Here is a 13,795-nt window from a genome sequence, read left to right as displayed (position 1 = left end):
AGACGTATCACGCGCCGCGGTGGCACCACACGTGTTTCATCCGATGTGCATGCCCCGTGCGCCGCCACGTAGGGCGTCCGCCCCTCCGTATGACCCTGACGGCCGGTCCCAGGGCGTCAAGATCGCGTCAAGGTCCGCGCGGCCGGCGGCAGGGCCGCGTCAAGACCCCCGGCGGCCCGGGTTCCCGGAGGCCGCCGAGGGAAGATCCAAGTCGAGGGCCGTTGCTGCGGTCCTGAATCCGGCGGCCGGACCGGTGGGGTCCGGCGTCCGAGGCATGACGGCGAGGTGGACCATGAGATTCCCGCTTCGCGACCGCATCGCACTGGGCGCGGCGCTGATCGCCCCTCTCGCGGTCGCCCTGTTGCTGCTGCCGCTCCGTTCGGGCATGGCGAGCGCCGATCTGGCGCTGATCCTCGTCGTGGTCGTCGTGGCGGTCGCCGCCATGGGCAACCGCGTCGCCGGCGCGGTGGCCGCGCTGTCGGCGGCCCTGTGGTTCGACTTCTTCCTGGCCCGGCCGTTCGAACGGTTCAGCATCACCGGCGCGAACGACATCGAGACCGCGGTGCTGCTGCTGGCGGTGGGGCTCGCCGTGTCGCAACTGGCCGCCCACGCGAGACGGCTGCATGTCATGACGGTGGTGGACGCCGGGCTGCTCGGCCGGATCCATGACACCGCACGGCTCGCGCAGTCCACCGGCTCGCCCGACGCCGTGGTCGACCAGGTGAGCCGGCATCTCGTGGAGATCCTGAGGCTGCGCGGTTGCCGGTTCGAGTACGGCAGTCTCCTCGGCCATCCGGCGCGGCTGGAGCAGGACGGCACGCTGACCGTGGACCGCAAGCCGTGGGACATCGAACACCTCGGCTGGCCGGAGGGCGACATCGAGCTGCGGGCCTCGGGCGGCGGGCACTACGTGGGGCGGTTCATGCTCCGGCCCAACCCCGGCCTCGTACCGTCCAAGCAGGTGCGGCTGGTGGCGGTGACCCTCGCCGATGACGCCGGGGCCGCTCTCGACACCGTGGGTCCGGCCCTGAACGCCGGCTGAGGCCCGGCGGCCCGGCGGCCGGTGGCCCAGGCTGGGCGACGACTCAGCGCAGGGGGAAGGACGCGCCGCGTTCCGCGTCGGGCCGGGGGCCGAAGATCCGGCGCTCGCTCTCCTGGATCGGTACGTCGTTGATGCTGGCCTCCCGGCGCGACATCAGGCCGTTCCCGTCGAACTCCCACAGCTCGTTGCCGTACGAACGCCACCACCGGCCGTCCGCGTCATGGCTCTCGTACTGGAAGCGCACCGCGATGCGATCGCCCTCGAAGGCCCACAGGTCCTTGCGCAGCGCGTACTCCAGCTCGCGTTCCCACTTCCGCGTGAGCAGTTCGACGATGGCGTCCCGGCCGGTGACGAACGTGTCCCGGTTACGCCACCGCGAGTCCTCGGTGTAGGCGAGCGAGACCTTGTGCGGATCGCGGGTGTTCCACGCGTCCTCGGCGGCCTGGACCTTCTGCTTCGCCGTATCGAGGGTGAACGGCGGCAGGGGCGGACGGGTGCTCATCACGGGCTCCTTCTGGCGCGGAGTGGTGGGGACGGGTGCGGACCGGTATCGGTGCGGACCACGAGGGAGAACCAGCGTTCTCCGCTCTCGTTGCTACGCTAGAGAACGATGGTTCTCCGGTCAAGGAACGAAGGGGCGAGGAACGGGTGGGGAGCGTGGCGAGGATGGACGGTGCGGCCGCCAGGGAACAGGCGCTGGACGCGGCGGAGCGGCTGTTCTACGCCCGCGGTGTCCAGAGCGTCGGCATGGACGACATCCGCGGCGCGTCCGGGGTCTCGCTCAAGCGGCTCTACCAGCTCTTCCCCGCCAAGGACCAGCTGGTCGAGGCGTACCTCGCGCGGCGCGACCTCGTGTGGCGCCGCCGACTGGCCGACCGGGTGGAGCGCCACCGGGATCCCGAGGAACGGATCCTGGCGGTCTTCGACCATCTGCACGCGTGGTTCGGCGAGCCGGACTTCCGCGGCTGCGCCTGGATCAACGCGTACGGCGAACTCGGCGCCACCTCACCCCGGGTCGCGGCGCAGGCGCGGGCGCACAAGCTGGCCTTCAAGCGGTATCTGGCCGGTCTGGTGGCCGACGCGGAACTTCCCCCGGACACGGCCGATCAGCTCCAACTCCTGGCCGAGGGCGCCATGGTGACCGCCGCGATACAGGACACCGCGGAACCGGCGCTGCGGGCGCGGGAGGCCGCCGTCCTGCTGGTGCGGACCGCGCGCTGACGAGCCCTCCGCCGAGGAGACGCTCCGGGGCGCGGACGGGCTGGTCATTCCTCCGCGTCGCGGACCAGGAGCGCGATCTGTACCCGGTTCTCGACCGCCAGCTTGGCGAACAGGCCGCCGGTGTGTGCCTTGACGGTCGCGATGCTGATATGCAGCCTCCGGGCGATCTCCGGGTTCCCCAGCCCGTCCGCGATGGCCCGAGCGGTTTCGAGTTCCCGTTCGGTCAGTGTGGACAGCTGTTTCCGCGCGGCTTCGCGCGATGAGCCGCGAGCGTGAGAGGACCGCGGACCGGTGGCCGCGGCGATCACCCGCGCCGCGGCCGCCGCAGACAGCACGGGGTCGCCGACCGCGACGGTCCGCACCGCGTCGAGAATCCGCTGCGGTGGGGTGTCCTTGAGGACGAACCCGAGTGCTCCGGCGCGCAGCGCGCCCAGCACCAGATCGTCGGAGTCGAATGTGGTCAGCATGAGCACCCGGGGCGGCGTCGGCCGGGTGAGAAGCTCCCGGGTCGCGCTGAGACCGTCACGGCCGGGCATCCGCACGTCCATCAGCACGACGTCCGGCCGCTGTTCGGCCACCACGGTGAGAGCGGCGTCCCCGTCGGCCGCCTCCCCGACGACGGTCAGGTCCGGTTCGCCGCCGATGACGAGCCGCAGCGCCATCCGTACCAACTGGTCGTCGTCGACGATGACGACACGCACCGGCTCCTGTTCGCTGTCCACTCATGCTCTCTTTTCGTGGGTGGGGTCCGGCCAGGGCAGTCGCGCGGTGAGGACGTAGCCGTCCTCGGGTGTGGGGTGATGGCTGAGTTCGCCGCCGGCGAGGCCGACTCGTTCGGTGAGCCCGAGCAGGCCGAATCCCGACGCCGGTGGTCGTGCGGTTTGCGTGGCGGCCGGGGAGTTGCGGACGCTGACGTGGAGTGTGTCGCCGGCCGTTCCTTCGACGGTGATGTGTATGCGTGCGCCTGGAGCGTGTTTGGCGGCGTTGGTCAGTCCTTCTTGGACGACCCGGTAGCAGGTCCGTCCGACGGTGTCGGACGGTGTTCCCGTCACGGTGGTGGTGAGCGCGACGTCCAGTCCGGACGTGCGGGCGTCGGACACCAGGCCGGGGATGCGATCGAGGGAGGGCTGCGGTGGTTCCGGGCAGCCCGGGTCGGCCCGGAGCACACCGAGGACATCCCGTAGTTCTTCCAGCGCTTGGTGGGAGCCCTCGGCGATGCCGCGGACCAGCACGCGGCTCTCCTCGGCCCTGAGGTCGCCGCGGTGATCCAGCACTCCGGCCTGCAGGGCGACCAGGGAGATCCGGTGCGCGAGCACGTCATGCATCTCGCGGGCGATCCGGTTGCGTTCCAGGGCCCGTGCCTGCGCCGCTCGTGCGGCCTGTTCCCGTTCCGCGCTCTCCGCCCGGTCCCGCAAGGACAGCACTTCGACACGCCGCGCGCCGACGGCCATGCCCACGGCCACCGCGATGCCCGCGGTCAGCGTCGGCAACGTCAGCTGGAACCACCACGTGCCGGGCGCGCTCTGGACCGGGTAGAACCCGACAGCCAACTGTGACGCGGTCACGTAGGCCAGCACGACGACCCCGGTCTCCACCGGACGACGACGCGTGGAGACCGAGCCCAGCGCCACCAGCGCGGCGCCGGTGGCGAGTGCCGACGCGGTCGAGGCGATCGCGATCGTCATGGCGACGGTGAGAGGGAACCGCCGCCGCCACAGAAGCGCCGTCAGACAGCCGAAAGCCACCAGCGGATCACCGATGAGGAACCAGGAGCCCGTTTCCGCCGCCTGCCACCGCAGCAGCACACCGGTGGAGAGCCAGAGCGGTATGCCCACGGCCACGGCCGCCGCCAGTCGCCAGGTCTGCTGCCACCACCCGAGCCGTGGCGCGACGTCGATGTTCACCCGGTCATTATCGCGAAACCACGCGGCCGGTGAATCGGACCGCGGGCCAATTCGCCCTGGACCGGAGTCGAATCGCCGCTTGGCCCGGGGTCGAAGACGGTACGAGCCGCCGGGCCGATGTGCCGGCCGCGTCGCACGAACAGACTCCTTCACGTGCCGGGACAACCGGACATGAGGCCGAGCGGGCCGGTCGTTCCGGGGGAATCCGCGGCCGGGAAACGGCCTGACACGATCCGGCGCCCCGTGCGCCCTCCAGGAGGACACCAGATGCACCCGACCCTGTCCCTCGCTCTCGCCGCCACCACACTGGCGGCGACCATGACGGGAGTACCGGCGGCAGCGACGCCGTCCACACCGCGGTGGGGCCCGTGCCCGGAGGAGACCGCCTCGCTCCCTCTCGAGTGCTCGACGCTCGAAGTCCCCCTGGACTACCGGGATCCGGACGGCAGGAAGATCGAGATCGCGATCTCCCGGCTGCCGAGCGCGAAACCGTCCCAGCGCCGCGGCGTGCTGCTGACGAATCCGGGCGGCCCCGGCGCCGCGGGACTCGGCTACCCGGCCGTTCTCGCCGCCTCCGGGCTGCCACAGGAGGTGCGGGACTCCTACGACGTGATCGGCTTCGACCCGCGTGGCGTCGGCCGCAGCGCGCCGGTGACCTGCGATCTGACGGAGGACCAGATGGCGCGCGGCAACTTCCCGCCGTACGCGCACACCGCGGCCGATGTCGCGCGGTCGGCCGGGAACGCGCGGACCATCGCCGAGCAGTGCGCCACCTCACGGACGGCGGGGACGCTGCCGCACATCACCACCGCGAACACCGCGCGCGACATGGACCGGATCCGGGCGGCGCTGGGCGAGCCGAAGCTGTCGTACCTCGGTGCCTCCTACGGCACCTACCTCGGTGCGGTGTACACGGCGATGTTCCCGGAGCGCGGCGACCGGATCGTGCTCGACAGCAACCTGGGCCCCGGCGGTTACGACGTCACGGCCATGCGGATGTTCGCCCGTGGGCTGGAGGACCGGTTCCCGGACTTCGCGGCGTTCGCCGTCGCGCACCCCGAGTACGGTCTGGGCACCACACCGCAGCAGGTCACCGCGGAGTTCTTCGATCTCGCGGAGCGGTTGGAGGCGAACCCGGTCCAGGGCGTCGACGGGACGCTGTTCCGCGGGATCACGCTCGACCACCTCTTCAGCGATGTGACCATGCGCCGGCTGGCTGAGATCTGGCAGGCGCTCGACACGGACGGGCCGCTGCCGCCCGGTCAGCCGCTGACCCCGCCGGGCAGCCTCACATCCAGCCGTTACCACGTCATCTGCGGTGATTCGCAGTGGCCGGAGACGGTCCGGAAGTATCAGAAGGACGTCGCGGTCGACCGGCTGAACTACCCGATGCTGGGCGGGTCCACGGCCAATATCGGACCGTGCGCGTTCTGGCCGGACGAGCGGGTCGAGCAGCCGGTGCGCATCGGTGACCGGGGACCGTCGAACATCCTCATGGTGCAGAACGAGCGTGACCCGGGAACGCCGCTGGCCGGCGCCCGGAAGCTGAGGCGGGCCCTCGGGGAACGGGCCGTGATGGTGACCGCCGACCAGGGCGGGCACGGTGTCTATCTCTTCGGCCGCAACATGTGCGCGAACGACGCGGTGACGGCATTCCTGACCACCGGACAGCGCCCGCCCCAGGACCTCGCCTGCGCGGCCGGGCCGAAGGGATGACGGGAACGGGACCGGAGACGACAGCCGGCTGCCCGGCGGCGGGGTGGGCCGAGCCGCTCCACGGCCTTCGCCGGCAGCGCCCGCACCCTCATCCGCTACCGCGAAACCCGCCCCTGCGGATGACCTGTCAGCGGCGCCCCACCGGCCCGGGGCGCTCCTCCGGCAGCCGGCCCGCCGCGAGGGCCGCGGCGAGCGTGGCGTGGTCGGCCGCGTTGCGGTCGGCGTAACGCAGCGCGAAGTCGGCCATGGCGCGGTCGAAGGCGTCGGAGCCACCGAGGTAGTGCGCGATCGCGATCCGGTCGCCGGACCGGGCGTGCGCGCGGGCCAGCGCCGCGCCGCACAGCCGCGCGTAGTCGTGCAGCAGGGGCGGCGACATGTCCTCGACGACGAGGGAGCCCTTCATGTCACGCAGCTGACGCCAGTAGAAGTGCCGGCCCTCGGGCCCGGTCACCCACCCGAGGAAGATGTCGCTCGCCGCCTGGAGCAGCCGCTGTCCCGCCACCACCCGGTGGCCCTGGTGCGGGTAGACGCTCTGCTGCAGATGGGGTTCGAGTACGGACCGTTCCGCCTCCCTGATCTGGAGGAACAGCGGATCCCCGGCGTGCCGGCCCTCCAGCAGCACGATGTAGCAGCGGGTCCCGACGCTGCTGACGCCCACGACCTTGCGGGCCGCGTCGATGAAGCGGAACCGGTCGAGGAGTGTGCGCCGCTCCTCCGGGAGTGTGCTCCGGTAGCCGATGAAGATCCGGCGGAGCACGGCCATGTCGAGCCGGCTCACCGGTTCGAGCAGGGGCGGGTCGGGGGTGATCCTGCGCTGCCCGTCCGGCGCGTCGGTGAGCATGTCCAGCGTCCGCAGCCCGATGCGCTCCCCGGCGCGCGCCAGCTGCGACTCGACCCGCTTGCGGTGTTCCGCACGCATGAGCGGAAGGATGTCCTCGGCGTCGAGACGCTCGTACCAGACATCGAGTTCACCGCGGGCGGACAGCCGCCGCATCGACGTCCGGTAGGCGGCGGACGCGGTGTGTACGGCCTGCCGGGTGTGGGCCTCGGAGTGGCCGTTCTCGCCGGCGGCGACCGCGATGCTCGCGGCGAGCCGCTTCACATCCCACTCGAAGGGGCCGGGAAGCGTCTCGTCGAAGTCGTTGAGGTCGAAGAGCAGCGCGCGCTCGGGCGAGGCGAACACACCGAAGTTCAGCAGATGGGCGTCCCCGCAGAGCTGGACGGTGAGTCCCGTGCGGGGCTGGGTGGCCAGATCCGCGGCCATCACGGCGGCGGCGCCGCGCAGAAAGGCGAACGGGGAGGCGGCCATGCGCTCGTAGCGCAGCGGCAGCAGTTCGGGGACGCGGTTGGCGGTCTGGCGCGCCAGCACGGTGAGCGGATCGAGCCGGTCGGCGGCGGGTATCCACAGACCGTGCGAGGAGCGGGACGCCTCTTTGCGTGCGGCCCGGCCGCGCTCCGCCCGGTCCGCGGGAGTGGTCATCACGGCCCCGCTCCCTCCGCTGGTCGGTGACGCCGTATCGCCGGTGAGCACGAGCATCGCGTTCCGGGGCCGGGGGAGCCCGGCGTGACGGCCATTCGGGTGGTTTTCATACGGGAATACACCGCGACGGCGGACAGCGGAGCATTCTCGGATTACGGCGTGTCGGCCATCGACGCGTGCCATGCTCGATAAGCGCCCTCAACCCCACGCGACAACGCAACACAGCACGTTCACAGGGCGATTCGGGGAGGTCGGATGGATCCGGTCCGGAAATCCACAGACACGTCGCCGGCCGGTACGGGCCGGTCGCCCGCGCGAACGGGACCACCACCCGCCGACGCGCGCCCCTCGCCCGCGGGGACGGGTCCGCCGTCCGCCGGGACGGGCCGGTCCCCCGGGGATACGCCACCGGCGCAGGACCGCACGGGCCAGACGCGCAGGGCACGGCGCCGCGAGCGGCTGCTCACGACCGCCACCGAACTGTTCACCACACGCGGTTACCCGGCCACGTCCATCGAGCGGATCTGTGTCACCGCGCGGGTCTCCATCCGCGCGTTCTACGAGGAGTTCGAGGGGCGCGAGGCGCTGCTGATCGCGCTGCACAACGATGTCGCCCGTTCGGGCATGGAAGCCGCCCTGACCGTCCTCAGCGATCCCGCGGCGGAGTCCGCCGACACCCGTGCCAGGATCACGGCCCTGACCCGCGCCTACGTGGACGCCGTCACCGCCGATCCCGCGGCCACCCGGATCGCCTTCATCGAGGTCATCGGCGCCGGACGCGCGGTGGAGGAGCACCGGCTGCTCTGGCGCGGCCTGTGGACCGATTTCCTGATCGGGGAAGCCGAGCGCGCCGTGGAGCGCGGCGAGGCCGTACGGCGCGATTACGCGCTCGCCATGGTCGCCCTCATCGGGGCGGTCAACGAACTGGTCGGGCACTGGGCCCGTAACACCGACGCTTTCTCGCCGCCGATGCTGGCCGACGAACTGGTCCACCACGCTCTCGCCGTCCTCGGTCTCTCCGTCCGCCCCGGCGCACCCGGACTTCCCACGGACGGCGCGGTCGGCGAGGACGGCGAAGACCGTGCGGACGGTGTGGACGGCGTGGGCAGTGTGGGCAGTGTGGGCAGTGTGGACGGCACGCGCAGCGGCCTGGCGGACGAAGGGAAATGACGCGATGACCGGACTCTGGCACCAGGTCCTGCGCACCATGTCCCAGCCGGGCGCGTCCCCCGACGACGATCTGCTCGCCCGGGCGGCGGCGGACATCGCGCTGCGTGAACACCCTCATCCGCCCGCCGACGCCCAGGTGGTGCTGGAGATCGCCCGCAACGAGTTCGCCGCCGTCCTCACGGTCGGGCAGGCACGGACGGCCCTGGACCGCGCGCGCCGGACGGCGAAGGACGGACCGGGCCGGTGAGCGTACGGAGCGGCGGTGGGCCGGCGGCGAGCGAGGCGGCCACGCGGCGCGCCGGACCCGCGCTGAACAGGCACCGCGTGAGCCTCGGCGCGTACGCCGCGCTCCCGGACGGATAGCCTGTGACCACGATGAACCGTTTGACGACACCCTGGGGCGAGTTCGGCCTCACCCGATTCCCCGAGCATCCCCGCGACACGCTGCGCGCGTGGGACGCCGCCGACGAGTATCTGCTGCGGCACCTCGCGGGAGCCGACACGGGGCAGGGGGACGCAGGACGGCCGGGCGCCGCGCCGGCGGACACGGGCCAGGCGGACACGGGCCAGGCGTACGCGGGCCAGGCGGACACGGGCCCGGCGGGCGACGCGCCGGAAGGCACCGAACCGACGGACCTGTCGGGCACGGTGGTCGTCGTCGGGGACCGCTGGGGCGCCCTGACCACGGTGCTCGCCGCGCGCCGGCTCGAACAACTCGTCGCGGACCCGCTCGTCCAGATCACCGACTCGTATCTCACCCAGCAGGCGACCCGTGCCAATCTGCGCCGCGCCGGAGTCGGCGGTGATTCCGTACGGCTGCTCTCGGCCAGGGACACCCCGCCGGAACGCGTCGACGTGCTGCTGATCCGCGTCCCCAAGAGCCTGGCGCTGCTGGAGGACCAACTGCACCGTCTCGCCACGGCGGTGCATCAGGGGACCGTGGTCATCGGCACGGGACGGGTCACCGAGATCCACACCTCCACACTGAAGCTGTTCGAGCAGATCCTCGGCCCGACCAGGACCTCGCTCGCGGTCAGAAAGGCACGGCTGATCCTCGGCACGGCCGCGCCGGGGCGTACCCGCACCGCCAGCCCCTGGCCGCACAGCTACGCGCTGCCGGAAGGGCTCGGAACCGTATCGGGCCGTACGGTCGTCAACCACGCGGGGATCTTCTGCGCCGAGCGGCTCGACATCGGTACGCGCTTCCTGCTGCGCAATCTGCCCCGGCGCCACGGCCCCGAGCACGTGGTCGACCTCGGCTGCGGCAACGGTGTCGTGGGCACGGCCATGGCGCTGGAGAACCCGGCGGCCCGGGTGACCTTCATCGATGAGTCCTTCTCGGCGGTGGCCTCGGCCGAGGCCACCTTCCGCAAGAACGTCGACGCCGGGACAGCGGCCGAGTTCGTCCTCGGCGACAGCATGACGGACGTACCGGCGGGGACGGTCGATCTCGTGCTGAACAACCCGCCGTTCCACACGCATCAGGCGACCACCGACGCGACGGCCTGGCGGATGTTCACCGGGTCACGCGCCGCGCTGCGGCCCGGCGGCGAGCTGTGGGTCGTCGGCAACCGCCACCTCGGCTACCACACCAAGCTGCGGCGGCTCTTCGGCAACTGCGAGACCGTGACCAGTGATCCGAAGTTCGTCATCCTGCGGGCCGTCAAGCGCTGAGCCGGCTGTAGACGTCGGCCCGGCCACCGGGCCTTTTGGGGCTTCCTCCAGGCGCCTCGCAAACGCGCTGGATGATTGACGTGAGAATTGTATGTGCGAGCGAATACGGCCTATCTTGTCGCACATGCAGTCCTACACCATCGGTCAGGCGGCCAGGCTTCTCGGGGTGAGCCCCGACACCGCGCGCCGCTGGGCCGACGCGGGCCGGGTCGCGACCCATCGCGACGAGGGCGGGCGCCGGCTCATCGACGGCCGCGCGCTCGCGGCGTTCTCCATCGAGCTCGCGCAGAACGACACGGGCGAGGAGGACATCTCGTACACCTCGGCCCGTAACGCGTTTCCCGGCATCGTCACCGCCGTGAAGCTCGGCGATGTCGCCGCCCAGGTGGAGATCCAGGCCGGTCCGCACCGGCTGGTCTCCCTGCTGACCCGGGAAGCCGTCGAGGAACTGGGTCTTGAGGTTGGCGTACAGGCCACCGCCCGCGTGAAGTCCACCAGCGTGCACATCGACCGCACGTGACCCGCGCGGTTCCCGAGGCGTCGTGGCGCGCGCCGTGCCGCCGCCGTTCCCCGGGCCCTCGCGGCCCGCTGGCCTTCCGTGCCGCGTTCCGTACCGCTTTTCGTGCCGCTTTTCGTACCGCCCCGAGGCGTCGCCCGTCCCCGGCGCTCCTGTCACTGTCCGCTCGCGTGCCCATACCGGGCCCGTACCGCCAAGGAGTCCACCCTCATGTCTCTCGCCCTCACCCGGCGCCGTGCCGCGACCGTGCTCATGACCGCCGCCCTGCTCGTGCCGCTGGCCGCCTGCGGCGGTGAAAGCGACAGCGAGAAGGACTCCGACGCGGGCTCCACCGCCGAGGCGTCGGCGAGCGGCGCCCACGCGGCGGATCTGACCGTGCTGGCCGCCTCTTCGCTGACCGATGTGTTCAAGACGGCGGGCGCCGCCTACGAGAAGGCGCACCCGGGCACGAAGGTGACGTTCTCCTTCGCCGGTTCGCAGGAGCTGGCCGCCCAGGTCAAGCAGGGCGCTCCGGCCGACGCGCTGGTCACCGCCGACACGAAGACGATGGACGGTCTCCGCGGCGACACCGGCTCCCCGAAGATCATCGCCAAGAACCGGCTGGTGATCGCCACCGGCGAGGGCAACCCGGACCGCATCGAGAACCTGAAGGACCTCGCCGACCCCGAGCTGAAGGTCGTCCTGGCCGCGCCCGAGGTGCCCGTCGGCCGCTACAGCAAGCAGGTCCTGGACGCGCAGAAGATCGTGGTCAAGCCGGTCTCGCAGGAGCCGAACGTGCGCGCCGTGCTGAGCAAGGTCGAGCTGGGCGAGGCCGACGCGGGCATCGTCTACAAGACCGACGCCGAGTCCGCGACCGGCAAGGTCGACGCCGTCGCCATCCCCGACGCGCAGAACGCCATCGCCGACTACCCCGCCGCCACCCTCAAGACCTCTCAGCACACGGAGGCCGCCGCCGCGTTCGTCAGCTGGCTCAGCGGGCCCGAGGCGCAGAAGATCCTCCAGGACGCCGGGTTCCAGAAGCCGTAGCCCCCCAGCGACTCCACCTCCCAGGACCCCCGATGAGACGCATGCGCGCCCGAGGCACCGGCGCTCCCGTCGCGCTGGCGCTTCCCGCGCTGCTCGCGATCGCGTTTCTGCTGCTGCCCCTGCTCGGCATTCTCGTCCGTACACCCTGGGGTGATCTGGGGACGCATCTCACCACTCCTGGTGTGGTGGAGGCGCTGCGGCTGTCGCTGCTGGTCTCCTTCTGGGCGCTCGGTCTCTCCCTGATGCTCGGGGTGCCTCTGGCCTGGCTGCTGGCCCGGGTGAGGTTCCCGGGCAAGACGCTGGTACGCGCGCTGGTCCTGCTGCCGATGGTGCTGCCGCCCACGGTCGGCGGGGTCGCGCTGCTGCTCGGCTTCGGCCGGCGGGGGCTGCTCGGGCCGTGGCTGGAGGGCTCCTTCGGCATCACCCTGCCGTTCCACACCTCGGGCGCGGTGATCGCCGCGACGTTCGTGGCGATGCCGTTCCTCATCATCAGCCTCGAAGGCACCCTCGCCGGAATGCGGCCCGCCTACGAGGAGACCGCCGCGTCCCTGGGCGCCTCGCCGGTACGGGTGTTCCTCACCGTCACCCTGCCCATGGTCGCCCCGGGGCTCGCCGCGGGCGCCGCGCTGACCTGGGCGCGCGCCCTCGGCGAGTTCGGCGCCACGATCACCTTCGCGGGCAACCTCCCCGGCACCACCCAGACGCTTCCGCTCCAGGTCTATCTGCTGCTCCAGGACTCGCCCGAGGCCGCGACCTCGGTCTCCCTGCTGCTGCTCGCCATCGCGATGGGCGTACTGATCGCCCTGCGGGGACGCTGGACGGGCGTGACGGCCGACCGCGTACCTGGCCGTGCCTCGTCGCCGCCGGACGACACCGACGCGCCTTCCGCACCGTCCGGATCCGCCGGACCGGACGACACCGCCCTCACGCCGGGCACGTCCCCGGCCCCGGCTGGGCGTTGGCCGCTGCACGCGGAGGTCACCGGATTCAACCAGCTCGTTCTGGACGCCGAGCCCGGCACGACCATCGCCGTCGTCGGCCCCAACGGCGCCGGCAAGACGACACTGCTGCGCGCCCTCCTCGGCCTGACCCCGCGCGCCCACGCCGCACTCCGTCTCGGCGACCGCGATGTCACCGCCCTCCCGCCGCACCGCCGCGGTGTCGCCTGGGTCCCGCAGGACGGCGCGCTCTTCCCCCATCTCACCGCGCTCGCCAACACCGCGTACGGCCTGCGCGCCCATGGCGTCCCCCGTGCCGAGGCCCGCCGCAGCGCGGGGGAGTGGCTCGACCGGCTCGGTGTCGGGCAACTCGCCCACCGCAAGCCGCATCAGCTCTCCGGCGGCCAGGCGCAGCGGGTCGCGCTGGCCCGCGCGCTCGCCGCCCGGCCCCGGCTGCTGCTTCTCGACGAGCCGCTCGCCGCGCTCGACCAGACCACCCGCGCGCGGGTGCGGCACACCCTGCGCGGCCATCTCGACGGCTTCGGCGGGGTCTGTCTGATCGTCACCCACGACCCGGTCGAGGCCGTCTCACTGGCCGACCGGGTCCTCGTGCTCGACGACGGCAGGGTCCTCCAGGACGCCCCGCCCGCCGAGGTGACCCGCAACCCGCGCTCGCCGTGGGTCGCCCGGATGCTCGGGCGCAACGCCTGGGCAGGCAGGTCGGGGCCCGCCGGGTTCGAACTCGCCGCCGGCGGACGGCTGATCGTCGCCGAGCCGCCCGCCGAGGGCGCGGCGGCCCTCGCGATCATCGCCCCCGAGGCCGTCTCCGTACACCGTGAGCGCCCCGCCGGCAGCCCGCGCAACGTCTGGCGGGGGACGGTACGCGAGATCACCGCGCTCGGCAGCAGGCTGCGCGTACTGATCACCTCGGACGAGGCCCCCGATCTGGTCGCCGAGATCACGCCGCAGTCCGCCGCCGAGCTCGGCCTGGCCGACGGCGTATCCGTATGGACCAGTGTCAAGGCCACCGAGGTCACCCTCGTCGCCCTGTGAGACCGGGCCCGCCGGGGAGGTCCCGCCGGCGGCGCGGGCCTGACAGGGTGAGTA

Annotated in this window: 13 protein-coding genes; 9 read left to right on the top strand and 4 right to left on the bottom strand. The window is 72.1% G+C overall.

Annotation, left to right across the window (positions count from 1 at the left end; genetic code table 11):
• Positions 1 to 292: 292 nt before the first annotated feature.
• The gene (locus CU044_RS07075) at positions 293 to 1,042 is read left to right on the top strand and encodes a DUF4118 domain-containing protein (RefSeq protein ID WP_129767580.1); all 750 of its coding nucleotides are present in this window, start codon (positions 293 to 295) and stop codon (positions 1,040 to 1,042) included.
• Positions 1,043 to 1,085: 43 nt separating this feature from the next.
• Here the strand turns inward: CU044_RS07075 and CU044_RS07070 are convergent, their stop codons facing one another.
• On the bottom strand, positions 1,086 to 1,544 hold the full coding sequence (locus CU044_RS07070) for a nuclear transport factor 2 family protein (protein WP_129767579.1): 459 nt from the start codon (positions 1,542 to 1,544) through the stop codon (positions 1,086 to 1,088).
• A 164-nt stretch (positions 1,545 to 1,708) separates the two neighbouring features.
• Between CU044_RS07070 and CU044_RS07065 the strand changes: the two genes are divergently transcribed.
• A complete protein-coding gene (locus tag CU044_RS07065; protein WP_129767751.1) occupies positions 1,709 to 2,263 on the top strand; it encodes a TetR/AcrR family transcriptional regulator in 555 nt (184 codons plus the stop codon).
• Between the two features lie 44 nt (positions 2,264 to 2,307).
• Here the strand turns inward: CU044_RS07065 and CU044_RS07060 are convergent, their stop codons facing one another.
• Positions 2,308 to 2,985 (bottom strand): response regulator transcription factor, encoded by a 678-nt coding sequence (locus CU044_RS07060; protein ID WP_129767578.1) that lies wholly within the window; start codon positions 2,983 to 2,985, stop codon positions 2,308 to 2,310.
• Complete coding sequence (locus CU044_RS07055) at positions 2,986 to 4,167, bottom strand: histidine kinase (protein ID WP_129767577.1); 1,182 nt, start codon at positions 4,165 to 4,167, stop codon at positions 2,986 to 2,988.
• 267 nt (positions 4,168 to 4,434) lie between these two features.
• Here CU044_RS07055 and CU044_RS07050 point away from each other — a divergent pair, with 267 nt between their 5' ends.
• The gene (locus CU044_RS07050) at positions 4,435 to 5,883 is read left to right on the top strand and encodes an alpha/beta hydrolase (RefSeq protein WP_129767576.1); all 1,449 of its coding nucleotides are present in this window, start codon (positions 4,435 to 4,437) and stop codon (positions 5,881 to 5,883) included.
• Between the two features lie 127 nt (positions 5,884 to 6,010).
• On the opposite strand, the gene CU044_RS07045 is transcribed toward CU044_RS07050, so the two are convergent.
• Positions 6,011 to 7,363 carry a DUF2252 domain-containing protein gene (locus tag CU044_RS07045; RefSeq protein ID WP_129767575.1) on the bottom strand — a complete coding sequence of 451 codons (1,353 nt, stop codon included), beginning with the start codon at positions 7,361 to 7,363 and terminating at the stop codon, positions 6,011 to 6,013.
• 255 nt (positions 7,364 to 7,618) lie between these two features.
• On the opposite strand from CU044_RS07045, the gene CU044_RS07040 reads away from it, so the two are divergent.
• The 6 genes from CU044_RS07040 to CU044_RS07015 all read left to right on the top strand — a co-directional run bounded on the left by CU044_RS07040 (position 7,619) and on the right by CU044_RS07015 (position 13,741).
• Positions 7,619 to 8,533: a TetR/AcrR family transcriptional regulator gene (locus CU044_RS07040; RefSeq protein WP_129767574.1), complete on the top strand. Its 915-nt coding sequence runs from the start codon at positions 7,619 to 7,621 to the stop codon at positions 8,531 to 8,533.
• Between the two features lie 4 nt (positions 8,534 to 8,537).
• Complete coding sequence (locus CU044_RS07035) at positions 8,538 to 8,780, top strand: hypothetical protein (RefSeq protein WP_129767573.1); 243 nt, start codon at positions 8,538 to 8,540, stop codon at positions 8,778 to 8,780.
• Between the two features lie 128 nt (positions 8,781 to 8,908).
• Positions 8,909 to 10,207, top strand: a complete 1,299-nt coding sequence (locus CU044_RS07030) for a methyltransferase (RefSeq protein WP_240045401.1) — start codon at positions 8,909 to 8,911, stop codon at positions 10,205 to 10,207.
• A gap of 124 nt (positions 10,208 to 10,331) precedes the next feature.
• Entirely contained in the window at positions 10,332 to 10,727 is a 396-nt protein-coding gene (locus tag CU044_RS07025) for a helix-turn-helix transcriptional regulator (protein ID WP_129767572.1), read from the top strand.
• 207 nt (positions 10,728 to 10,934) lie between these two features.
• The gene (modA, locus tag CU044_RS07020) at positions 10,935 to 11,750 is read left to right on the top strand and encodes a molybdate ABC transporter substrate-binding protein (RefSeq protein ID WP_129767571.1); all 816 of its coding nucleotides are present in this window, start codon (positions 10,935 to 10,937) and stop codon (positions 11,748 to 11,750) included.
• Between the two features lie 32 nt (positions 11,751 to 11,782).
• Entirely contained in the window at positions 11,783 to 13,741 is a 1,959-nt protein-coding gene (locus CU044_RS07015; RefSeq protein ID WP_129767570.1) for an ABC transporter permease, read from the top strand.
• The last annotated feature ends 54 nt before the right edge of the window (positions 13,742 to 13,795 follow it).

Origin of the sequence: Streptomyces sp. L-9-10 (genome assembly GCF_004151105.1) — a bacterium.
Classification (GTDB): domain Bacteria; phylum Actinomycetota; class Actinomycetes; order Streptomycetales; family Streptomycetaceae; genus Streptomyces.
Note: the sequence above shows the minus strand (reverse complement) of the source record. Positions and strands in the feature narration are given on the sequence as shown.